Source organism: Streptomyces sp. NPDC107454 (assembly GCF_055582885.1).
In genome coordinates, this window is the sequence record NZ_JBVJPA010000013.1 from 58,850 (window position 1) to 81,141 (window position 22,292).

Below are 22,292 nucleotides of genomic sequence, written 5' to 3' on the forward strand. Positions count from 1 at the left end.
GGGGTGTCGTGGCGGGGGTGAAGGAGGCTGAAGAAGGCGGGCATATCCGGTACACGTATCGGCTCCGCGTGTCGTCGACGGCCCGTACGGCGCTGCTGGCGGAGTGGGACCGGTGCCGGTGGATCTGGAACGAGTGCGTTGCGCGTTCCACGAAGGCCCACCGCGAGGGGGAGAAGTGTGGCCCTGCCTTGTTGGACAGGATGCTGACCAGGGCCCGTGCCATGACACCGTGGCTTGCCGCGGGCTCGTCGGTGCCGCAACAGCAGCTCATCCGGGACTTCGGCAAGTCCCGCGCGAAAGTGCTGAAGGACATCAGGGACCGCCTGCCCGTCAGGCAGCGGGCCCGGATGCCCAGGCACAAGAAGAAGCGCGTAGCCAGCCCCACGCTGAACTACACCCGGCGCGGTTTCCGGCTCAAGGACGGGCGTCTGCACCTGGCCGGGAACATCGTCCTGACCGTGGTGTGGTCGCGGGAACTGCCCGCCGAGCCGTCCAGCGTGCGCGTGTACCGCGACAGCCTCGGCCACTGGTACGCCTCGTTCGTCGTCCCCGCCGAAGTCCGGCCGCTGCCTGAGACCGGCCGTGTGATCAGTATCGACTGGGGTGTGAAGGAGACCGCCACCACCACATCGGACGCCCACGACCTCCCCCACGCCGAACACGGCAGGAAGGCCAAGGCGAAGCTGACCCGCTACGACCGGATGATGGCCCGCCGCAAACCCGACGCGGGGCAAGCGGCGTCGAAGGGTTACCGCGAGGCGCAGAAGCTGCGCGCGAAGACCTACCGGAAGATCGCCCGACAGCGGCAGGACACCAGCCGCAAGTGGGCAAAGAAGGTCGTGATCGACCATGATTCCCTCGCCGTGGAGGACTTCCGGCCGAAGTTCCTCGCCAGGACCACTATGGCCCGCAAGGCCGCCGACGCCGCCATCGGTGCCGCCAAGGCAGCCTTGCTTGAGATGGGCCGCAAGCACGGGCGGGACGTCCGCCTCGTGCACCCCGCGCACACCACCATGGACTGCGCATCGTGCGGAGCGAGAACCAAGCACGCACTCCCGCTGTCCGAACGTACCTACACCTGCACCGCGTGCGGAGCCGTCTCCGCCAGGGACAAGAACTCCGCCCGCGTGATGCTCGTCCGGGCTGGTCTGGCCCCGGCTGGCGCCGAGGGCGTAAGACCTCCTGGAGTGCTGCTCCAGGGGGCGGCCTGAGCCAGGAATCCCCTCCCTTCAGGGAGGGGGGCAGTCAATCCAGTACCGGCAGCAGCTCCGGCAGGTGCCCGTCCGACACCTCCGCCGCCCGCTGCCGCTCCTCGGAGACCTCCCCGTACAGGGTCGTCCGCGGCCTCGCCGGACGCCCGGCCGCCTCCGCGACGGCGATGAGGTCCTTGACCGACTTGTACGAGCCGTACGAGGAGCCCGCCATCCGGGAGATCGTCTCCTCCATCAGCGTGCCGCCGAGGTCGTTGGCGCCGGAGCGGAGCATCTCCGCGGCGCCCTCGGTGCCCAGCTTCACCCAGCTGGTCTGGATGTTGGGGATGTGCGGGTGGAGCAGGAGGCGGGCCATGGCCACCACGGCGCGGTTGTCGCGGGTGGTCGGGCCCGGACGGGAGATGCCCGCCAGGTACACCGGCGCGTTGGTGTGGATGAACGGGAGCGTCACGAACTCGGTGAAGCCGCCGGTCTGCTGCTGGATGCGGGAGAGCGTGCGGAAGTGGCCGAGCCAGTGGCGGGGCTGGTCCACATGCCCGTACATCATCGTGGACGAGGAGCGGATGCCGAGTTCGTGCGCGGTCGTGACGACGTCGATCCAGGTCGCCGTGGGCAGCTTGCCCTTCGTCAGGACCCAGCGGACCTCGTCGTCGAGGATCTCCGCCGCCGTGCCGGGGATCGTGTCGAGGCCCGCCTCCTTCGCGGCGGTCAGCCACTCACGGATGGACATCCCCGTACGCGTCGCGCCGTTGACGACCTCCATCGGGGAGAAGGCGTGCACGTGCATGCCGGGGACGCGCTCCTTCACCGCCTTCGCGATGTCGAAGTAGGCGGTACCCGGGAGGTCCGGGTGGATGCCGCCCTGCATGCAGACCTCGACGGCCCCGAGCTCCCAGGCCTGCTGGGCGCGGTCGGCCACCTGGTCCAGCGACAGCGTGTACGCGTCGGCGTCCGTGCGGCGCTGGGCGAAGGCGCAGAAACGGCAGCCGGTGTAGCAGACGTTGGTGAAGTTGATGTTCCGGGTGACGATGTACGTGACGTCGTCGCCGACCGCGGACCTGCGCACGTCGTCCGCGATCCGGCAGAGGGCGTCGAGCGCCGGGCCGTCCGCGTGCAGCAGCGCGAGGGCCTCGTCGTCGGTGAGCTTCGTCGGGTCGTCGGCGGCGGTCGCCAGGGCCGCCCTGACGTCGGTGTCGATGCGGGAGGGCAGCATCCCGGGCGCCGCCGCCTCCCGCAGCGCCTCCCAGTCGCCGTACACGAGGTCGAAGTCGTCCCGGCGGTCGCCGGTGCGCCCCTGCGTGTCGATGGTGTGGTGCAGATCGGTGCGCCCCGACGCGGTGAAGGCCTCCTCCGGCTCCTGCCAGGGGTGTCCCTCGACGACGGCGTCCTCGCGGGCGAGCCCCGTCTCCGGGTCGGCCAGCGCCCGTACGTGCGGCAGCAGCCGCGGGTCGAGCCAGGGCTCCCCGCGCTGCACGAACTCGGGGTACACACACAGCCGCTCGCGCAGTTCGAAGCCGACGGCGCGCGACTGCTCGGCCAGCTGCTCGATCTGCGGCCAGGGCCGCTCGGGGTTGACGTGGTCGATGGTGAGCGGCGAGACCCCGCCCCAGTCGTCGATCCCCGCGCCGATCAGCCGCCCGTACTCGGAGTCGACGAGGTTCGGCGGGGCCTGGAGGCAGGCGGCCGGTCCCATGATGTGCCGGGCGACGGCCACCGTGGCGACCAGTTCGTCCAGTTCGGCGTCCGGCATCCCGCGCATCGCCGTGTCCGGCTTGGCGCGGAAGTTCTGGATGATCAGTTCCTGGATGCCGTGGTACGACCGGGACACGCGCCGCAGCGCGAACAGCGACTCGGCGCGCTCCTCGTACGTCTCCCCGATCCCGATCAGCAGCCCGCTGGTGAAGGGAACGGACGACCGCCCCGCGTCTTCCAGCACCCGCAGCCGTACGGCGGGCTCCTTGTCCGGAGAACCGTGGTGCGGGCCGCCGGGCTCGCTCCACAGCCGCGTCGCCGTCGTCTCCAGCATCATGCCCATGCTCGGCGCGACGGGCTTGAGCCGCTGGAAGTCGGTCCAGGACATCACCCCCGGGTTGAGGTGGGGCAGCAGTCCCGTCTCCTCCAGGATCCGGATGGAGATGGCCCGGACGTACGCGATCGTGTCGTCGTACCCGTGCGCGTCCAGCCACTCCCGGGCCTCGGGCCAGCGGTCCTCGGGCTTGTCGCCGAGCGTGATGAGGGCTTCCTTGCAGCCGAGTTCCGCGCCGCGCCGGGCGACGTCGAGGACCTCGTCGGGCGACATGAACATCCCGTGCCCGGCGCGGCGCAGCTTGCCCGGCACGGTGACGAAGGTGCAGTAGTGGCACTTGTCACGGCACAGCCGGGTCAGCGGGATGAAGACGCTCTTGGAGTACGTGATGATGCCGGGCCGGCCGGCCGCTTCCAGGCCCGTGTCCCGCACCCGGGCGGCGGACGCGGCGAGGTCCTCGAGGGCCTCGCCGCGTGCCTGGAGCAGCACCGCTGCCTCGGTCACGTCGAGGGCGACGCCGTCACGGGCGCGTTTGAGGGCGCGACGCATGGAGTTCTCGGTCGGGCCGGTTCCGGAGGTCGCGGTGGTCGTCATCGTTCGAGCATACGATCGCGGTGATCAGGCGCTACAGGGCGTGGCCGTATTCCTCCGGGGCCACAGATCGTTACAGGGTGCCACTGGCGCCCCGCGCGGGTCGGGCCCCGGCAGGCGCGCCGCCTCCCCGAAAGCTGTCGATTTCCTTCCCTTGCCCCGCAGTTCACAGCCGACTACCAGGGTTGTACGTGCCAACGTGCACCACCCATGTCACTCTCACGACACCCTGGGAGCAGCAGCATGTGCGAGGACGAGCACGGCATCGAAAGCTTCGACGGCATCGGCAGACGCGCGCTGTTCGTGACGGGGGCGGCGGCCGCCCTTACGTTGGGAAGCGTGACCTTCGCGAGCGGCTCCGACGCGGCCGACCGTACCCAGACCCGTACGGTGTCCGGCACCCTGCCCACCGGTTCACCGGACTTCGTGTACCTCCCGGTGGAGGTCCCGCGCGGGGTGCGGGAGATCCACGTCGCGTACACCTACGAGAAGCCGTCCGTCCCGGCCGGCACCGCGGGCAACGCGCTCGACATCGGCCTCTTCGACGAGCGCGGCACGGCACTGGGCGGCGAGGGCTTCCGCGGCTGGTCGGGCGGCGCGCGCACCGAGTTCTTCGTCCGCGCGGACGACGCGACACCGGGCTACATCCCCGGCCGGATCCACGCCGGCACCTGGCACATCGCGCTCGGCCCCTACACGGTGGCGCCGCAGGGCCTGCCGTACGAGGTCACGATCACGCTGACGTACGGGGAGCAGGCCGCCACCCCGGCCCCGACGTACCCGCCGTCCCGTGCGAAGGGCCGGGGCCGCGCCTGGTACCGCGGCGACTGCCATCTGCACTCCTGGTACTCGGACGGCCGCCGCACCCCCGCGGAGATCGCCGCGCTGGCGCGCGCCGCGGGCCTGGACTTCATCAACACCTCGGACCACAACACGCACAGCTCGCACGCCCACTGGGCGGACCAGGCCGGTGACGACCTGCTGATCATGCTGGGCGAGGAGGTCACGACCCGCAACGGTCACGTGCTGGCCCTCGGTGCGGACCCCGGCACGTTCGTCGACTGGCGCTACCGGGCCCGCGACAACCGTTTCAGCCGTTTCGCCCGCCAGATCCGCCGCGCGGGCGGCCTCGTCGTCCCCGCCCACCCGCACGCCACCTGCGTCGGCTGCGGCTGGAAGTTCGGCTTCGGGGAGGCGGACGCGGTGGAGGTGTGGAACGGCCCGTACACCCCCGACGACGAGGTGACCCTCGCGGACTGGGACAACACGCTGGTGGCGGCCGTCCGTTCGGGCACCGCCGACCGCTCCTGGCTCCCGGCGATGGGCAACAGCGACGCCCACCGCGACCCCGACCCGGTCGGCACCCCGCAGACGGTCGTCCTCGCCGACGACCTGACCCGCGAGGCCATCCAGGAGGGCCTGCGCGCGGGCCGCTCCTACGTGGCGGAGTCGAAGCTGGTGTCCCTGACGTTCTCGGCGGCCGGTGCGAAGGGCGAGCACGCGGGCATCGGCGAACGCCTGCGGGTCGCCCCCGGCACCCCGGTCACCGTCCGCCTGGAGGTCACCGGCGCCCCGCGCTGCACGGCCCGCCTCGTCACCGACCAGGGCGTCCTCTTCACGAGCGACCCGTTGCCGGTCTCGGGCTCGGGCACGGTGGAGTGGAACACGACGGCGCAGTACGCGGCCTACGTGCGCGCGGAGTTGCGCCACGAGACGGCGGTGGGCCCGGTACCGGGGGCGTTGGCGGCGTTCACCAACCCGATTTTCCTCGGGACGTGAGTCGGCTGGTGTGACGTGCTCGTCGGGCTGCCGAAGCCCGGGGCTTGTGGCCTTCCCGTCCGTTGCCGTGCCCGCACGCGGCACGGGTTTCGGGCGGGATCCATGACGTCCCGATGGGGCCGTCGGCCGACTGGTGCTGCTGACCGGGAAGGGGCGGGAGCGCTCAGCGTTCGCCGGCCGGCTCCGGCCACAACGCCCGCACCGCTTCCGGCACCCCGGCAACAACAGCCGGGTCGAGCAGGGCCAGTTGGAGGATGTAGCCCGGGAGGACGGAGAGCATCGCCGAAGCGATCGCCTCCGCCGTCACACTGGTGGGCAAGTCGCCGTGATCCTGGTGGTCGCGGACCATGATGACCAGGTCGGCGCGCATGCGGCCCATGAGCTGGTCGAGCTTCTGCGCCACCGAGCGGTTGCGCATGGCCTCTCCCCAGACCAGAACAGCGAGCCCGGCCAGGTTCCCGTCAGCGGACTTGACCCGAATCACGTCGAGAAGTTCCGCCATGACCGCCCCCATGGATCGGTCCTGCCGGTTCGTGGCGACCGTGAGCGTGACGCCGAGGACCTCGCGCATGTTCTCCTCGGCGATCGCGAGGATCATCTCGTCCTTGCTGGTGAAGTGCCGGTACACCGCTCCCGCAGACAGCCCCGCCTCCGTGAACAGGTCCTGCATGGACGCGGAGTGGAAACCGTCACGGAGGAAACAGCGGCGCGCCGCGTCCAGGATCTGCTCGCGGCGGGCGTCCATGTACTGCTGGGTGACCTTGGGCATGACCTCACTCTATCAAGAAAAACGAACATTCGTGTTGACGTTTGCTCGCGCAGGGGGCCAGACTGGGGAACTAATAGAACGATCATTTCTTTTTTTAGGGAGGGCTGACCGTGAGCCCGTTGTCAGGACGCTCGGCATGGCGGGAAGTGGCCATTGCCGCCGTGGCGCTGCCCATAGTGATCACCCTGGCGGTGATGGCGTTCGCCTGGCCGGCGGGGCGGATCGCGCCACGCGACGTCCCGGTCGGGATCGTGGGCACCGGGCCCGCCAGCCAGAACGCGGTGGAGGGACTGGCGCATGCCAGGCCCGGCGCGTTCGACTTCCACCTCTATCCCGACCAGCAGGCCGCACGTGCGGCGATCAAGAACCGGGATGTCTACGGCGCCTTCGCCATCTCCGGCGACAGCATCACCGTGCTGAGCGCCTCCGCCGCCAGCCCCTCCGTGGCCCAGCTTCTGACTCAGGTCGGGCAGCAGCTTGCCGACAAGGCCACCCAGCAGATCGCCCAGCAGAAGGCCGTCCAACAGAAGGCCATCGAGCAGAAGGCCATCCAGAAGGCCGACCAGCAGAAGGCCGCCGGTACTCATTCCTCGGCGAAGGCCCACAAGAAGGCAGCCGCCGCCCCGCAGGGAGCAGCGCCGCAGGCAGCCGCCCCGCAGGGAGTCGTCGGTGCCGATTCCCCGGTGAAGATCCTTGTGAAGGCGGTCGACGTGGTGCCCGTCGCCACGGACGACCCCCGGGGCGTGGTGTTCAGCTCATCGGTCTTCCCGCTCACGATCTGCGGCATCATGATCGGAGCGTTTGTCACGATGGCTCGCGGCCTGGCACGCCCGCGGCACCGGGTGCTGACACTTCTCGTGGCGTGCGCCGTCGCGGCCCTCGGTATCTACGTCGTGGCCCAGGGTTTCCTCGGGGCGCTGCCCCACAATCACGTGGCCACGTGGGCGATCCTGTCGCTCGACCTGCTCTCCATCAGCGCCACCGCTGCCGGGGTGATCCGGCTCTTCGGGCCGGCGGGCCTCGGACTCAGCGCCGCGCTCATGGTCTTCGTCGGGAACGCCTTCTCCGGCGCCACCTCCGCTCCGGACATGCTCCCCAAGGGAGTGAACGACATCGGCCAGTGGCTGCCGCCCGGCGCCGGAGCCAGCCTGCTTCGCGACACCGCGTACTTCGACGGCAACAGCGGAGGCGGCCACCTTGCCGTCCTCGTTCTGTGGAGCGTCATCGGGATCACCGCAGTCATGTTCGGCCACTGGGTCATGCGGGAATCCCGGGGGGCCCGCAACGCGAAGACCGGTGCGACGGCTTCCGGAGAGTTGCTCCCGGCCCTGCCGGGGTCCGGCATCACTTCGCTGGACCGGCGTCCCGCGCACGCACACGCGCACGCACGCCGCAACGACGGTGCCGGCTGAGCAGCAGCACACCGAGGCCGCGGCCGTCCACATGAGCCGGCCTCACGAAGGGTGCGGCCCCTTCCACGCGGGCCGCACCCTCACCTGGGGGGTGCGGCCCGCGCGCCCCACAGGCCGACTCCCGAAGCAGCCACGACTACGACGTACGGCGCGCGGCATGGCACCGTGACGCCTCGCGCCAGACCGGAGCGGACACACGATGACCACCCCACGCCACGCTCAGTCGGCACTCCAGTGCGACCCCCCGCAGCCGGCCGGACCCCCTCCGGCGGCCACTCGGGCCTTCGCCCTGCTGGGCAGACGCTGGAACGGCCTGATCCTCGTGGCCCTGGCCAAAGGCCCGGCCCACTTCACGCAGGTTCGCGAGCGCGTCCCCGGCATCAGCGACCGCATGCTCGCCCAGCGCCTCCAGGAACTGACCGCGGTCGGCCTCGTCGCCCGAAACGGCCGGCCCGGCCCGTCCTCGCGGACCCATTACGTACTCTCCCCGCACGGCAACGCCTTCCTCATCCCACTGGCCGCCTTGCTCGTGTGGGCGGAGGACCACCTTCCGGCGAGCGGCTCACTGGCCGAGCACCAGTAGCGTCACCATGAGGACCGTCAGTGCGCCCAGGCCGATTCCGCCCGCCTTCGCGCCACCCCGGGGGAGGAAGATCCCGGCGACCGTCAGCAGCGTGGTGAGCGGTACGCCGAGCCGGGCGACCAGGACGAGCGCGTTCGCGAACTCGGGTGTGCGGACGCCGTCCTGGCAGGTGTCGCAGGCGATGGCGAGGAGCGGGCCGAAGGTGGCGATCAGGCCTCCGGTGACGAGCACCAGCATCGCGAGGGCGGTCAGGCCGGCCCAGTGGAGGGGAGTGCGCCGGGACTGGGTGGTGTGGGTGTTCGCCATGCGGCCGACGGTACGAAGAGTGCCGACCGGTCGGCATCCGATGTCGTACTCAGGTCACCGTGAGGCCGTGGCCTGAGTACGGCTACTCCGGTGTCGTGTGGGAGAGGCGGTCCAGCCACTCGCCCAGGAGGGCGGACTCGCCCGGGGTGAAGTCCGGCCTCGGGGTCCGGCGGAGGAGGGCGGCGAGGTGGGTGGCGGTGGCGGGAAGTACTTCTTCCGCTGCCGCCTCTTCGGCCTCTTCCGCTTCCGCTCGCGCTTCCTCGTCGCCGGCGGACGTGGTCTGCGGCCCCGTCGCCTCCGGGGTGAAGACCACCGCGTGCACCGCGTCCCGGATGCGGCGCGACAGGGTCTCGTCCGTGAAGGTCGTCGGGCGGGAGACCAGCATCAGGGACACGCCGACGTTGGCGGACATGATCATCTGGGCGGCGAGTTCGGGGGCCAGGCGCAGCTTGCCCTGTTCGGCCGCGCGCCGCAGGTCCGCGGTGAGGATGCGGTGGGACTCCAGGGCGGCGGCCGGTGGCGTACGCATCGCCGGGGAGTTCATGAGGCGGTAGAGGTTGGGGTTGCGCAGGGCGAAGTCGGTGTGGGTGTCCCAGCCGTCGCGCAGGTCCTGGATGGGGTCCGTGCCGGGCCTGCGGCTGCGCTTGGTCGTGAGGTACTTCTCGTATCCGTGGTCGACCACCGCCGACAGCAGGCCCTCCTTGTCCCCGAAGTGGCGGTAGAGGGCCGGGGCGCCGACCCCCGCCGCCTCGCAGACCGCCCGGGTGGAGACGTCCCCGTCGGGGGAGTTCGCCACCAGCTCGGCCGCCACTTCGAGGATGCGCGCTTTCGTACTGCTCACGGACGTGCTCACGGCAGCGACGTTATCCGAGTCGCCCGAGGTCACGCCGTCCCCTTCCGCGCCACGGGGGACAACAGGTCCGCCAGGCCGATCCGGGTCAGGAACTCGGCGCGGACACGGTCCGCGACCAGGCTGACCTCCTGCGATCCGTCGTCCGCCGGGTCGATGTGCACCCGGAAGGGGCGCTTCCCGTACGGGGTGCCCACCACGTCGACGATCGCGTCGGCGACGAGCGACACGTCCGCGTCGGGCGGGGTGAGGGCCGCCAGGCGTCCCGCGACCTGGTCCATCAGGCCCGCGTAGTGCTCCTCGTAGGCGGGGAGCACGGCCTGTTCGAAGGGGTGGCCGCCGCTCGCGAAGTGGTTGGTGCCCGAGGTGAACGCGCCGGGCACCACGATCGTCGTCTCGATGCCGAAGCGGGCGAGTTCGGCGGCGTACGACACGGCGAGCGCGTCCATCGCGGCCTTGGCGGCGAAGTACGGCGCCAGGTACGGCGGGGTGCCGCCGCGCGTGGAGGTGGAGCCGACCCACAGCAGCAGACCGTGTCCCTGGGCCCGCAGGTGCGGCAGCGCGGCCCGGTTGACCCGCTGGGTGCCCAGCACGTTCGTGTCGTACACCGCGGCCAGTTCGGCGGGCGTGAAGGCCTCCGTCGGGCCGGTCACCATGTGCCCGGCGTTGTGGACGAGCACGTCCAACCTGCCGGCCTCCGCCAGCACCGTGGTGATCGCCGCGTCCGCCGACTCCTGGGACAGGACGTCGAGTTCGACCGTGCGGAGGTCCACCGCGTGCTCGGCGGAGTAGGCCTCGACCTCCGCGACCCGGGCCGCGTTGCGCCCGCCGGTGTCCCGCATCGCGGCGTACACCGTGTGCCCGGCGCGGGCGAGGGCACGGGCGGACAGCGCGCCGAAGCCGGATCCGGCCCCCGTGATGACGATCGTCTTGCGCGCGGCGGCGTCCCTGGCCGAATCCGCGGCTGATTCCATGACTGACTCCGAAACCGAATTCGTGGCTGCGTCCATGGCTGAACTCCTCTTGAGCCGTGACGAGTTACGCGATGCCGCCGTTGGCCCGCAGCACCTGGCCGTTGACCCAGCGGCCTGCGGGGCCGGCGAGGAAGGACACCACCTCGGCGATGTCCCGGGGGGTGCCGAGGCGCTCCAGCGGCGGCTGGGCCGCCATCCGCGCGATGGTCTCCTCGTCCTTGCCGTCCAGGAAGAGGGCGGTGGCGGTCGGGCCGGGGGCCACGGCGTTGACGGTGACGTCCCGGCCGCGCAGCTCGCGCGCCACGATCAGGGTCATGGCCTCGACGGCGCCCTTGGTGGCGGCGTACGCGCTGTACCCGGGGATCGCGAGCGCGAGCACGGAGCTGGAGAAGTTGATGAGCGCGCCGCCCGCGCGCAGCCGTCGTGCCGCCTGCTGGTCGACGACGAACGTGCCGCGGATATTGGTGCGGTGCATGCGGTCCAGCGCGTCGAGGTCGAGGTCGACCAGGGGCGCGAGTGTCATGACACCGGCCGCGTGGACGACGACGTCCACCCCGCCGTAGGTGGATTCGGTGGCGTCGAAGAGGGCGGCCACCTCGGTCTCGTCGGCCACGTCGGCGCGGACGGCGATCGCCTCGCCGCCCGCCTCGGTGATCGCGGCGACGGTCTTGTCGGCCTCGGCCTCGTTGCCCGCGTAGTTCACGACGACGGCGTAACCGTCGGCCGCGAGGCGCTCGGCGGTCTCCCGGCCGATTCCGCGGGATCCGCCGGTGACGACGGCCGCCCGGCGGGACGTTTCCGACGTGCTGGAGTGCTCGGTCATGACGATGCTCCTCGATAGGGCGCGGTAGCGGCGTTCACCACCCGATGAGAGCAACGCTAACACCATTGCGGTAGCAGCGCTACCGGCAACCGCGCTCAGCCCAGAAACGCCGCTACGGTCGCCACGAACCGCCCGGCGTCATCGAGCCACGGGTAATGGCCGGCGCCCGGCTGCACCACGAGCCGCGCGTCGGGGAACAGGCCCGCGAACTCGGCCGTCGCCCCGGGCGGACTGTTCAGGTCGAACTCCCCGGTGAGCAGCAGGACGGGGGTTCGGCAGGCGGCGAGCGCCGCGCGGGTGGCGGGCGGGTCGAAGGCGCCCTCGGCCCCGAAGAAGGCCACGGCCTCCTCGTTGCCCGGCCGGGCGGCCTCATGATGCCGGCGCGCCTCGGCGTCCCAACGGCCCCAGAAGAAGGGGGCGACGGCCTCCCAGTCGCCGCCCGCCCCGGCACCGATCGCCTCCAGCGCGGCGAACGCCGCCGGGAACCACGGCTCACCCTCCCTGAGCCGCGCGAGTGCGCGCCGCGCCTCCCCCGTGACCTCGATGCCGACGGCTCGGGTGCCGGGGCCGATCAGGGCGAGCCTGCCGACGCGCTCCGGATACCGGGCCGCGTACTGCGTCGCGACGTTCGCTCCGGCGGAGTGGCCGAGCAGGTCGAGCCGGGCCAGGCCGAGGTGCGCGCGCAGCGCCTCGACGTCGTCGACCAGGCGGTCGCAGCGGTAGCCGGCGGTGTCGCGCGGGAGCGCGGACCGGCCGGTACCGCGCAGATCCAGGACGGCCAGCCGGCGGTGCAGGGAGAGGCCGCCGAGGTCGCCGAGGTAGCGGGAGTCCGTGGGGCCGCCGGGGACACAGAGGACCGGATCGCCGCCGCCGTCTCCGCTCCCGCCTCCCGTCAGGCGGTAGGCGAGGCGGGTTCCGTCAGGTGCGGTGAAGGTGGGCATGACGCGGATCCTGACAGCCATAACCGGGTTATACAACCGGGTTATGGCTGCCTGGAAACACTCGACCTGGGTATATAACCGAGCTATGGCAGTGGAAGAGGACACGCGTCGCACTCCCGAGCCCCCGGCCGAGCCCCTGACCGAGGCGCAGGCCGAGCGGATGTTCGCCGACATGAACGACGTCATCCGCGCGGGCGAGGAGATGCGCCGGCTGCGCGCCGAGATGATCAGGCTCCTCGCCGAGCTCGGCTGGACCCAGGACAGGATCGCCCGCCTCACCGGCATGAGTCAGCCCGCCGTGTCCAAGCAGGTCGCCAAGCACAAGGGGGACGACCCGTCGCCCACGCCGCGCCTCTCCCTCGACCAGCACGACACCCCCTGGCTGGAGGGGCGCCTCTGGGGCCTCGCCGAGGAGATCTCCGAGACCCTCCAGGACACCGCCCACTGCACGCGCCACGTCAACGCCGTCGCCCGGGGCCGGAAACACTTCACGCCCCAGAACGTCGACGAGCTCCGGCGCCTGGTCGAGGCGGACCTGCGGCTGCACCGGACCGCGCTGCCCGACGGCCACCGGCACGCCTACGACGAGATCAGCCGCGCCCTCGACACCCCCGCCTCCTCGACGGCCACCCCCACCGGATCCCCCTCCGCACGCCGCACCCTGGCCCGCCAGATCCAGCGCACCGGCCTCAGGGACGAGGCCTGAGCGCCCCATCGGGGCCGGTGTTTCCACATTCGCCATACCCGCCATCACATTCACCGTACGATGTCCACATGACGGTCAACATGACGATGAGCCTCCCCGACGAAGTGGCTGCCTTCGTGAAGGCCAAGGGGAATGCCTCTGCGTACACCGCGCGGATACTGCGCCGACAAATGCTCGCCGAAGAGTTGGAGAAGTCCGCGCGGATGCGGGCCGAGGCAGGCATAGTGATCACCGCTGCGGAGCCCGCCGAAAGCGAGGACGCCACCCTGGAGCGCTGGGCGCGGGTGGCGGGCAGGTGAAGCGCGGCCACGTCTACGAGCTGTCGTTCGCCGGAGGCCCCGCGCACGCCCTGGTGATCTCCTCCGACGCCCTCAACACGCAAAACAAGACGGCCACTTGCGTACTCGTCTACCCGCAGCAGGTGCGCGAAGCGACCCTCGTCGACATCCCGGTCGACGCCCCCTCCTCGGGCACCGTCGTGCTCGGCGAGTTCCGGACCCTGTCGGCCCCACGCTTCACCAAAGAGCTGGGCCCTGTCGACGAACGGGTCATGGAGGCCGTCGAGATCGGCCTCCGGGCCGTGTTCGACCTGTAGACCCCGGCCGGCCGACAGGTCCCCCCGGCGGTCTACGGCCCACCACGGCCGGTCGTAGCCGAGGAAGAGCTTGGAAGCCGGCCTCGGGGTGACCGGGCCGAGGCCGGACAGTCCCTAGGTCCCCTTCGTCGCCCGAGCCCGGTCGCGGGTCCACGCGCACGCGCCTACGAGCACGGCGGCCCCGGCTCCGTACACGGGCAGCCACAGGGTCGTCGTGGCTGCCAGGCAGTCGGCAACGGCCTTGCCGCTCTGGGTCACTTGTGCGTACGCCAGGGCGGCGACGTCGCTGTCGGCCAGGTTCGCCAGCGCGGCCCTCGACCGGATGGCCTCGTACCTGCCCGTCCCCTCGCACCCGCTCCGCGTGCCCGGCATCGGAAACAGCCAGGCCCAGCGCTGCATCATGGGGGCCAGTGCGATCGCCACGCACAGGCCGACGACCAGCGAATACGCCACCAGGCCGCGCATGTACGCCGATCGGACGCCGGGCGTCCATGGCGGCCGTCGCTGGAAGGCGAAGATCACGGCAAGAAGCGTCACCCCGATGTACGTGGAGAACCACTGCCAGGAACCCTGCGCGAGTGCGAACGTCAGCACGGCGGCGAGTCCGATACCGATGACCCCGGCCTGGCCGGCGGAGTCGGATCCGGCTCCGGTGGATGCGGGCCTTCGGGTTGCTTGAGGGCTGAGGTCGTTCACGGGCCTCTCCTGCGGGCGGGAGCCATCAGCATCCGCCGTGTGGCGCCGCGGTCCCCGGCGCCATGCCGGACGCTCTCGACACCCCCGCCCGGATGACACACCCTGCCGCTCCGGGCGGGCCCAGGGCCCGCCCGGCCGAATCAGGCCCTAGGGCCTGTCCGGCGGATCAAGTCGCAGGAAACCGGCGGTGCTTCATCGACGCTGGTGAGCGGGGCTTGGTGCGTCCAGCTGCAAGGCGGAGGAGGGCGACGACGCGGAGCGTCGGCAACCGACGACAACGCCGCAGATGGGCGTGCCAAGCCCCGCGTCTGCGGCATGATCCGCCGGACAGGCCCTAGCCACCCGACGGCCACACGATCGCCTGCACCTCGCTGTACGCGTGCAGTGCGTACGACCCCACGTCCCGCCCCACCCCGCTCTTCTTGAAGCCGCCGAACGGTGCCTCCATGTTGCGGCCGACGGTGTTGACGCCCACCCCGCCCGCACGCAGCGCGCGGGCGACGCGGAAGGCGCGTGCGACGTCGCCGGACCAGACGTAGTCGATCAACCCGTAGTCGCTGTCGTTGGCGAGGGCGACGCCCTCCTCCTCGTCGTCGAAGGGGACGACCACGACGACGGGCCCGAAGATCTCCTCGCGGACCACCCGCATGTCGGGGGTGCAGTCCGCGAGGAGGGTCGGGGCGACGTAGAAGCCGCGGTCGTACGGAGGGCGCGTGCCGCCCGTGACGATCCGCGCGCCCTCCTTGCGGCCGAGTTCGACGTAGGCCTCGACCCGGTCCCGGTGGGCCGCCGAGATGACCGGCCCGACGACCGTACCGGGCTCCCGCGGGTCCCCGACCGTCAACCGTCCCGCATACGCGGCCAGTTGCTCGACCAGGCGGTCGTGGATCCCCCTCTGCGCGATCACCCGCGTCGGCGCCGTGCAGATCTGGCCGCTGTAGAAGGAGAACGTCGTGCCGATGCCGAGCACCGCCGACTCGACGTCCGCGTCGTCGAAGACGACCGCCGCGCCCTTCCCGCCCAGCTCCATCAGCTGGCGTTTCATCCCGCGCCCGCACACCTCGGCGATCCGCTGCCCCACCGCCGTCGAGCCGGTGAAGCTGACCATGTCCACGTCCTCGCAGTCCACGGCCGCCTCGCCGACCTCAGGACGCGAACCGCTCACCACGTTCACGACACCCGGCGGTACGCCCGCCGCTTCCAGGGCCTCCGCCATCCGGTACACGGACAGCGGGTCCTGCGGGGCGGGCTTCACGACCACCGTGTTGCCCATGGCCAGGGCGGGGGCGATCTTGCCTGCCGGATTGGCCCAGGGGTTGTTGTAGGACGTGACGCAGGTGACGACGCCGACCGGCTGACGGACGGCGAGGGCGCCCATGACCGCCGCCTTCCCGAACGGCCCGGCCTCGTTGATCTGCGGCGGCAGCGGCTGCTCGACGGGCTCCACGCGCGCGTAGCGCCGGAAGCGGGCCGCGCCCACCCCCACCTGCATCCCGCGCGCGGTCCCGGTCGTGGCACCGCTCTCGGCCTGGGCGAGGTCGGCGTAGGAGAGGAAGTTGCGCCGGATGATGTCCGCCGCCCGGCCGAGGAGCGCCGCGCGTTCCTCGGGAGGCGTCCGCGACCACGGTCCGAAGGCCTCCCGGGCCGCGGCGGCGGCCGCGTGCGCCTGCTTCCGCGAGGCCTCCGGCGCCCTCCCGACGACACCCTCCGTCGCCGGGTCGATCACCTCGTAGTGCCCGTCGTCGGGCTCCACCCACGAGCCGCCGATGAACAGCCGCTGCTCGTCGCCCGCCCCCCGCACGCCGGTCACCTCGTACTCACCGTCTCCGTGTCCCGGCCGGAGCGCAGCACCTTCCCCGGTACGGCGCCCGTCACCACGTCCTCCCTGATCGACTCGACCCCGTTGACCCAGACCGCCGTGATGCCGATCGCCTTGGAGTCGAGCCGGGGGCTTTCTCCCGGCAGGTCGTGCACCAGGGTGGCCTTGCCGGCGTCGACGCGCTCCGGGTCGAACAGCACGAGGTCCGCATGGAAGCCCTCCGCGATCCGCCCGCGTTCCCTCAGTCCGAAGAGGCGCGCCGGGTCGTCCGTGAGCATCTTCACGGCCGCCTCCAGCGTGGTCAGCTTCCGCCCGCGCAGACAGTCCCCGAGGAAGCGGGTCGTGTACGGGGCCCCGCACATGCGGTCGAGATGCGCGCCCGCGTCCGAGCCGCCGAGCATGACGTCCGGGTGCTGCCAGGTCTCGGCGCGCAGCGTCCAGGAGTCGGTGTCGTTGTCGGTGGGCATGGGCCACAGCACCGTCCGCAGGTCGTCGTGCGCGCAGATCTCGACCAGGCACTCGAAGGGCTCCTGGTGGCGCCGGGCCGCGATGTCCTTCACGACCTGCCCGGTGAGGCCGTCGTTCGCCGGGCTGTAGGTGTCCCCGATGACGTACCGGCCGAAGTCGGCGAGACGGCGGAAGACGCCCGCCTCCTTGCTGTTCGCGCGGGCCAGCATCTCGGCGCGTACGGAGGAGTCCCTGAGCCGTGCGATGCGCTCCGGGACGGGCAGGGCGAGGATCGGGCCCCACCCGGGAATCAGGTTCAGCGCGCAGAACGTGCCCAGGGACATGTTCATGGGGGTGAGGATCGGCATGGTGAGGGCCACCACCCGGCCGCCCGCCTTCCGCGCCCGTTCGCTCGCCACCAGTTGCCTCGGTACGCGCTCGGGGACGGCGGCGTCGATGGTCAGCACGTTCCAGTTGAGCGGGCGGCCCGCCGCCGCGCTCATCTCGACGAACAGGTCGATCTCGTCGTCGCTGAACTGGTCGAGGCAGCCGGCGACGATCGCCTCGATCTGGGTGCCCTCGTGCTCGCCGACGGCCCTGCTCAGAGCCAGCAGCTCCGCGGGCTTCGCGTGCCGGGAGGCGACCGGTTTCCCGTCGCCGTCGGAGTGGGTGGAGGACTGGGTGGTGGACAGGCCCCAGGCGCCAGCGTCCATCGCCTCGTGGAAGAGGGCGAGCATCTGCTCCAGCTGCTCCCCGGTCGGCTGGCCGCCCACCGCGTCCGCGCCCATCACGTACCGCCGCAGCGCGCAGTGCCCCACCATGAAGCCCGCGTTGACGGCGATCCGCCCCTCCAGGGCGTCGAGGTAGTCGCCGAAGCCGTGCCAGCTCCAGGGCGCCCCTTCCTCCAGGGCGACCAGCGACATCCCCTCGACCTTGGACATCATGCGGCGGGTGTAGTCGGCGTCCTCGGGCCGTGCCGGGTTCAGCGGGGCGAGGGTGAAGCCGCAGTTGCCGCCCGCGACCGTCGTCACCCCGTGGTTCAGGGACGGGGTGGCGTACGGGTCCCAGAAGAGCTGGGCGTCGTAGTGCGTGTGCGGGTCGACGAACCCGGGCGCGAGGACGAGACCGGAGGCGTCCTCGCTGGTGCGGGACGCCTCCGTGACCGTGCCGATCGCGGCGATACGGCCGTCGCGGATGCCGACGTCCGCGGTGTAGCCGGGCGCGCCCGTGCCGTCCACGACGGTCGCGCCCTTGATGACGTGGTCGAGCATGGCCGCACCCTCCTCAGACCGCTTGGCGGAAACGGGTCGTCCGGTGCACCGGATCCGTGTCGATCTTCGGGATCACGTGCTCCCCGATCAGCCGGATCGTCTGCAGGGTCTCCTCCTTCGGGACCCCGACCGGCAGCCCGAAGGAGAGCTGGTCGGCGCCCGCCTGCTCCCAGCGCTTGCACTGGGTGAGCACCTCGTCCGGGTCGCCGCAGATCAACAGCTCCTCCTCGATGAGGAGTTCGACGAACTCGGCGTTGTACTCGGGGAGCGTCTCCGGCCAGACGGGGAAGCCCTCGGGGCGCGGGAAGGTGTCGTGGTAGCGGAAGACGAGGGAGGGGAGGTAGTGCAGTCCGCCGCCGACCGCGATCCGTATCGCCTCCTCGTGCGTCGGCGCGCAGATGGCGGTGGTCGTCACCATCACGTTGTCGTTGACGAAGGCGCCGACGGGCTCGGCGTCGACGATGGCGGTCTTGTACTGCTGGAGGACCCACTCCATGTCGGAGACCTTCTGCACGCTGAAGCCGAGCACGCCCAGGCCCTTGCGGGCGGCCATGGCGTACGAGGGCGGCGACCCGGCGGCGTACCACATCGCGGGGTGCGCCTTCCCGTACGGCTTGGGGAGCACCTTGCGGGGCGGGAGCTGCCAGTGCTTGCCCTGGAACCCGACGTACTCGTCCTGGAGCCACATCTTCGGGAACTCGGCGATGGTCTCTTCCCAGATCTCCTTGGTGTAGTTCATGTCGGTGATGCCGGGGAGGAAGCCGAGGATCTCGTGGCTGCCCGCGCCGCGACCGCTGCCGAACTCGAAGCGGTTCTCGCTGAGGTGGTCGAGCATGGCGACCTTCTCGGCGACCTTCACCGGGTGGTTGACCTGGGCGAGCGGGTTGAAGATGCCCGAGCCGAGGTGGATGCGGTCCGTGGCGTGGGCGAGGTAGCCGAGGTAGACGTCGTTCGCCGAGAGGTGCGAGTACTCCTCCAGGAAGTGGTGCTCGGACGCCCAGGCGTACTTGAAGCCGGACTTGTCCGCCTGGATGACGTACTCGGTCTCCTCCATCAGCGCCTTGTGCTCCGCGAGCGGGTCGGTCTCGGCGCGCTTGCCCACGTATCCCTGTACAAAGAGCCCGAATTCCAAGGAGGTTCACCGTCCCCAGTAAGTTTCTGACTATCCGTCAGATTGGCTTGCCGCCGACTGTTGCACCACGGGCCTGCACCGTCAATAGCTGACTGGCCGTCAGATCACGCTGACCCCCGCCAGCCACCCCCCGTCGATCACGAACGGCTGCCCGGTGATGTACGAGGAGTCCTCGGAGGTCAGGAACAGGGCGAGCCGGGCGACCTCCTCGGGCCTGCCCACCCGCCCGAGCGGCACGAGCTTGCTGTACAGCTCGTCCAGGGCCCTGGTCATCTCCTCGGGGTCGGCCGTCGGGTCGAGCTGGGCCGGGTTCGACATGGGGGTGTCGACGGCGCCCGGACAGATGGCGTTGACCCGTATCCGCTGGTGCGCCAGCTCCAGCGCGGCGACCCGGGTGAGACCGAGGATGGCGTGCTTGGTCGCCGTGTACGTGCCCACGGCCGCCATCCCGGTCATCGCGGTGTACGAGGCGGTGTTGACGATCGTGCCCCCGCCGGCCGCGGCGATCTCCCCCGCCACCGTCTTGATCCCGAGGAAGCAGCCGACCTGGTTGACCTGCACGACCTGGAGGAACTCGTCCAACGGGGTGTCGACGAGGGCGTTGAAGCGCAGGATGCCCGCGTTGTTGACCAGCCCGTCGATCCGCCCGTACGCGCCCTTCACGGCGGCGACGGCGGCCGCCCAGTCGTCCTCCCGGCCCACGTCGAGGTGGACGTAGAGCGCGTCCAGCTCCTTGGCCACGTCCTCGCCCCGGTCGTCGAGCACGTCCGCGACGACGACCCTGGCACCCTCCGCGGCGAACAGCCGCGCCTCCTGCTCGCCCTGCCCGCGCGCCGCCCCGGTGACGATGACGACGCGTCCGTCCAGCTTGCCCATGCCCTGACTCCCTGATTGAGGTGAGACGCGATCTGCTCGAGGTGAGGCACGATCGGGTTGAGATGGGGCCCCGTCTAGCCGAGGTGAGGCGCGACGTCGGCGCCGAACGCCGTGATCTGGTCGACGAGCTCGCTCAGCCCTCGCGCCCGGAACCGCACCTGGATCTGGTGCACCCCCATCGCCCGGTACGCCCGCAACGACTCGGCGACCGCCTCCGGGGCCCCGGTCACCGTGCGCCGCCCGACATGCCAGTCCGGCGTGCCGACGTACAGGGGCTCGGTAATGGCCCCGACGACGAGCGGCGCGGAGATCCCCGCCTCCTCCCTGATCCGGTACAGGCGGGCGATCTGCTCCGGCAGCCGCTCGCGCGGATCGCCCTGCGGCAGCCAGCCGTCACCCCGCAGCGCGGCCCGGCGCACGGCGGCGGGCGAGGAACCGCCCACCCACACGGGTACGCGCTCCTGCGCGGGCCGGGGCCGCTGCCCGAGCCCCTCGAAGTCGTACAGCTTCCCGTGGTGCACGGGGAACTCGTCCGCCCCCAGAGCGGCGCGCAGCGCGTCGATGGACTCGTCGAGCACCGCCCCCCGCCGCGCGAAGTCGGCGCCCACCGCCGCGAACTCCTCCTCCACATGCCCGGCGCCGACCCCGAGGATCAGCCGCCCGCCGGAGAGGTGGTCGAGGGTCGCGTACTGCTTGGCCGTGACCAGCGGATGCCGCAGCCCGACGACCGCGACATGACTGAGCAGCCGTACGCGCTCGGTCACGCCCGCGAGATGGGCGAGGGTGGCGACGGGGTCGTACCAGATCGTGCTCATCGCGTCCGCGAGACGGCGCGGGACGGCCACGTGGTCGCAGCTCGCCACGTAGGCGAAGCCGGCACGGTCGGCGGCACGGGCGACCGCGACGAGCTCGCCGGGACCGGCGTCCGCCTCCCAGGGCTCGGCGTAGAGGGTGCTCTGGGACTGGATGGGGAGCTGCATCCCGTAGAGCAGGGGTCCGGGATCCGTCGGCGCCGGATTCGACGGGAACTGGTTCGACGCCGCCTGGTTGGGCGGGGACTGGTTCAACGGGGACCTCCCGGTCCGGGCCACAGCCCGTCCTCCGTCAGCCCCAGCAGCTCGATGGCGTTGCCCCGGACGATCCGTTCCACCACGTCCGGGTCCAGGTGCCCCATCTGGGCCTCGCCGACCTCGCGGGACTTGGGCCAGGTGGAGTCGGAGTGGGGGTAGTCGGTCTCGTAGAGGACGTTCGGGACCCCGATGGCGTCGAGGTTCCTCAGTCCGAACGCGTCGTCGAAGAAGCAGCCGTAGACGTGGTCGGCGAAGAGTTCGGACGGCGGGCGGTGGACCTTGTCGGCGACGCCGCCCCAGCCGCGGTTCTCCTCCCAGACCACGTCGGCGCGCTCCAGGATGTAGGGGATCCAGCCGATCTGGCCCTCCGCGTACATGACCCTGAGGTTCGGGAAGCGTTCGAACTTGCCGCTCATCAGCCAGTCGACCATCGAGAAGCAGCAGTTGGCGAAGGTGATGGTGGAGCCGACGGCGGGCGGCGCGTCGGCCGAGGTCGACGGCATCCTGCTGCTGGAGCCGATGTGCATGGCGATGACCGTGCCGGTCTCGTCGCAGGCGGCGAGGAGGGGGTCCCAGTCGTCGGTGTGGACCGAGGGGAGTCCGAGGTGGGGCGGGATCTCGGAGAAGGCGACCGCGCGGACGCCACGGGCGGCGTTGCGGCGCACTTCCGCGGCGGCGAGTTCCGGGTCCCAGAGGGGTACGAGGGTGAGCGGGACGAGCCGGCCGTGGGCCGCCGGGCCGCACCACTCCTCCACCATCCAGTCGTTGTAGGCCTGCACTCCGAGCAGGCCCAGCTCACGGTCCTTGGCCTCGGTGAAGGTCTGGCCGCAGAAGCGCGGGAAGGTGGGGAAGCAGAGCGCGGACTGGACGTGGTTGACGTCCATGTCGGCGAGACGCTGGGGAACGTCGTACGAGCCGGGCCGCATCTGCTCGTACGTGATGATCTCCAGCCGTATCTCGTCCCTGTCGTAGCCGACGGCGGTGTCGAGGCGGGTCAGGGGCCGGTGCAGGTCCTCGTAGACCCACCAGTCGCCGATGGGGCCGTCGTCGCCGGGCCCGCCCATCACCGGGGCGAACCTGCCGCCGAGGAAGGTCATCTCCTTCAGCGGCGCGCGGACGATGCGGGGTCCGGTGTCCTGGTACTTCGCGGGGAGGCGGTCGCGCCAGACGCCGGGGGGCTCCACGGTGTGGTCGTCCACGGAGATGATCTTCGGGAACGGGGTCGTGGACGCCTGGGCGGCCTCAGTGGTCCTCGTGGTCTCCATACGGCTCACGGTAGCGCCGATCTGACGACCCGTCAGCTACCTGTGGGCCACCCGTCGACAGCCCCCCGGCCGTCCGCTCCGCCGCCATACACCCCCATACGCCTCTGGAATGGGCGACTCTGTGCGGAGATGTGCGCAGAGGTTGTGAGA

Annotated in this window: 21 protein-coding genes; 7 read left to right on the forward strand and 14 right to left on the reverse strand. The window is 71.2% G+C overall.

All coding sequences use genetic code 11. The features are described from left to right. The first annotated feature begins 8 nt into the window (after nt 1-8). The gene (locus tag ACZ69M_RS31310; RefSeq protein WP_470055085.1) at nt 9-1,211 is read left to right on the forward strand and encodes an RNA-guided endonuclease InsQ/TnpB family protein; all 1,203 of its coding nucleotides are present in this window, start codon (nt 9-11) and stop codon (nt 1,209-1,211) included. 34 nt (nt 1,212-1,245) lie between these two features. Here the strand turns inward: ACZ69M_RS31310 and ACZ69M_RS31315 are convergent, their stop codons facing one another. Then, nucleotides 1,246-3,831 (reverse strand): bifunctional FO biosynthesis protein CofGH, encoded by a 2,586-nt coding sequence (locus ACZ69M_RS31315; protein ID WP_470055087.1) that lies wholly within the window; start codon nt 3,829-3,831, stop codon nt 1,246-1,248. Nucleotides 3,832-4,071: 240 nt separating this feature from the next. On the opposite strand from ACZ69M_RS31315, the gene ACZ69M_RS31320 reads away from it, so the two are divergent. After that, nucleotides 4,072-5,607 carry a CehA/McbA family metallohydrolase gene (locus ACZ69M_RS31320; protein WP_470055089.1) on the forward strand — a complete coding sequence of 512 codons (1,536 nt, stop codon included), beginning with the start codon at nt 4,072-4,074 and terminating at the stop codon, nt 5,605-5,607. Nucleotides 5,608-5,770: 163 nt separating this feature from the next. On the opposite strand, the gene ACZ69M_RS31325 is transcribed toward ACZ69M_RS31320, so the two are convergent. Continuing rightward, complete coding sequence (locus ACZ69M_RS31325; protein WP_352044194.1) at nt 5,771-6,376, reverse strand: TetR/AcrR family transcriptional regulator; 606 nt, start codon at nt 6,374-6,376, stop codon at nt 5,771-5,773. Between the two features lie 110 nt (nt 6,377-6,486). Between ACZ69M_RS31325 and ACZ69M_RS31330 the strand changes: the two genes are divergently transcribed. Together ACZ69M_RS31330 and ACZ69M_RS31335 are read left to right on the forward strand one after the other, a co-directional pair. Beyond that, nucleotides 6,487-7,788 carry an ABC transporter permease gene (locus ACZ69M_RS31330; RefSeq protein ID WP_470055091.1) on the forward strand — a complete coding sequence of 434 codons (1,302 nt, stop codon included), beginning with the start codon at nt 6,487-6,489 and terminating at the stop codon, nt 7,786-7,788. A 199-nt stretch (nt 7,789-7,987) separates the two neighbouring features. Continuing rightward, on the forward strand, nt 7,988-8,371 hold the full coding sequence (locus ACZ69M_RS31335) for a winged helix-turn-helix transcriptional regulator (RefSeq protein ID WP_470055093.1): 384 nt from the start codon (nt 7,988-7,990) through the stop codon (nt 8,369-8,371). On the opposite strand, the gene ACZ69M_RS31340 is transcribed toward ACZ69M_RS31335, so the two are convergent. The 5 genes from ACZ69M_RS31340 to ACZ69M_RS31360 all read right to left on the reverse strand — a co-directional run bounded on the left by ACZ69M_RS31340 (nt 8,351) and on the right by ACZ69M_RS31360 (nt 12,265). Next, nucleotides 8,351-8,677, reverse strand: coding sequence for a hypothetical protein (locus ACZ69M_RS31340; RefSeq protein ID WP_470055095.1), 327 nt, complete (start codon nt 8,675-8,677; stop codon nt 8,351-8,353). The genes ACZ69M_RS31335 and ACZ69M_RS31340 overlap by 21 nt on opposite strands. A gap of 82 nt (nt 8,678-8,759) precedes the next feature. Beyond that, complete coding sequence (locus ACZ69M_RS31345; protein ID WP_470055096.1) at nt 8,760-9,530, reverse strand: TetR/AcrR family transcriptional regulator; 771 nt, start codon at nt 9,528-9,530, stop codon at nt 8,760-8,762. A gap of 29 nt (nt 9,531-9,559) precedes the next feature. Then, on the reverse strand, nt 9,560-10,501 hold the full coding sequence (locus tag ACZ69M_RS31350; RefSeq protein WP_470055098.1) for an SDR family NAD(P)-dependent oxidoreductase: 942 nt from the start codon (nt 10,499-10,501) through the stop codon (nt 9,560-9,562). Between the two features lie 64 nt (nt 10,502-10,565). Further along, nucleotides 10,566-11,324, reverse strand: a complete 759-nt coding sequence (locus tag ACZ69M_RS31355) for an SDR family oxidoreductase (protein WP_470055100.1) — start codon at nt 11,322-11,324, stop codon at nt 10,566-10,568. Between the two features lie 95 nt (nt 11,325-11,419). Beyond that, nucleotides 11,420-12,265, reverse strand: a complete 846-nt coding sequence (locus tag ACZ69M_RS31360) for an alpha/beta fold hydrolase (RefSeq protein WP_470055102.1) — start codon at nt 12,263-12,265, stop codon at nt 11,420-11,422. Between the two features lie 85 nt (nt 12,266-12,350). Between ACZ69M_RS31360 and ACZ69M_RS31365 the strand changes: the two genes are divergently transcribed. From ACZ69M_RS31365 to ACZ69M_RS31375, 3 genes are all read left to right on the forward strand, one after another. After that, nucleotides 12,351-12,971 carry a helix-turn-helix domain-containing protein gene (locus ACZ69M_RS31365; RefSeq protein WP_470055104.1) on the forward strand — a complete coding sequence of 207 codons (621 nt, stop codon included), beginning with the start codon at nt 12,351-12,353 and terminating at the stop codon, nt 12,969-12,971. Nucleotides 12,972-13,039: 68 nt separating this feature from the next. Beyond that, nucleotides 13,040-13,270: a hypothetical protein gene (locus tag ACZ69M_RS31370; protein WP_099922080.1), complete on the forward strand. Its 231-nt coding sequence runs from the start codon at nt 13,040-13,042 to the stop codon at nt 13,268-13,270. After that, nucleotides 13,267-13,566 carry a type II toxin-antitoxin system PemK/MazF family toxin gene (locus tag ACZ69M_RS31375; protein ID WP_388144839.1) on the forward strand — a complete coding sequence of 100 codons (300 nt, stop codon included), beginning with the start codon at nt 13,267-13,269 and terminating at the stop codon, nt 13,564-13,566. Before ACZ69M_RS31370 ends, ACZ69M_RS31375 begins: the two co-directional genes overlap by 4 nt. 114 nt (nt 13,567-13,680) lie before the next feature. Here ACZ69M_RS31375 and ACZ69M_RS31380 read toward each other — a convergent pair whose 3' ends face one another. The 7 genes from ACZ69M_RS31380 to ACZ69M_RS31410 all read right to left on the reverse strand — a co-directional run bounded on the left by ACZ69M_RS31380 (nt 13,681) and on the right by ACZ69M_RS31410 (nt 22,142). Then, nucleotides 13,681-14,262, reverse strand: coding sequence for a hypothetical protein (locus ACZ69M_RS31380; protein ID WP_470055106.1), 582 nt, complete (start codon nt 14,260-14,262; stop codon nt 13,681-13,683). Between the two features lie 334 nt (nt 14,263-14,596). Further along, the gene (locus ACZ69M_RS31385) at nt 14,597-16,072 is read right to left on the reverse strand and encodes an aldehyde dehydrogenase family protein (RefSeq protein ID WP_470055108.1); all 1,476 of its coding nucleotides are present in this window, start codon (nt 16,070-16,072) and stop codon (nt 14,597-14,599) included. Further along, a complete protein-coding gene (locus ACZ69M_RS31390; RefSeq protein ID WP_470055110.1) occupies nt 16,069-17,799 on the reverse strand; it encodes an N-acyl-D-amino-acid deacylase family protein in 1,731 nt (576 codons plus the stop codon). Before ACZ69M_RS31390 ends, ACZ69M_RS31385 begins: the two co-directional genes overlap by 4 nt. A gap of 13 nt (nt 17,800-17,812) precedes the next feature. After that, on the reverse strand, nt 17,813-18,931 hold the full coding sequence (locus ACZ69M_RS31395; RefSeq protein ID WP_079089897.1) for an LLM class flavin-dependent oxidoreductase: 1,119 nt from the start codon (nt 18,929-18,931) through the stop codon (nt 17,813-17,815). Nucleotides 18,932-19,030: 99 nt separating this feature from the next. Then, a complete protein-coding gene (locus ACZ69M_RS31400; protein ID WP_403404580.1) occupies nt 19,031-19,807 on the reverse strand; it encodes an SDR family NAD(P)-dependent oxidoreductase in 777 nt (258 codons plus the stop codon). A gap of 74 nt (nt 19,808-19,881) precedes the next feature. Continuing rightward, nucleotides 19,882-20,787 carry a TIGR03619 family F420-dependent LLM class oxidoreductase gene (locus ACZ69M_RS31405; protein ID WP_470055555.1) on the reverse strand — a complete coding sequence of 302 codons (906 nt, stop codon included), beginning with the start codon at nt 20,785-20,787 and terminating at the stop codon, nt 19,882-19,884. An 83-nt stretch (nt 20,788-20,870) separates the two neighbouring features. After that, complete coding sequence (locus ACZ69M_RS31410) at nt 20,871-22,142, reverse strand: amidohydrolase family protein (RefSeq protein WP_470055113.1); 1,272 nt, start codon at nt 22,140-22,142, stop codon at nt 20,871-20,873. Nucleotides 22,143-22,292: the final 150 nt, after the last annotated feature.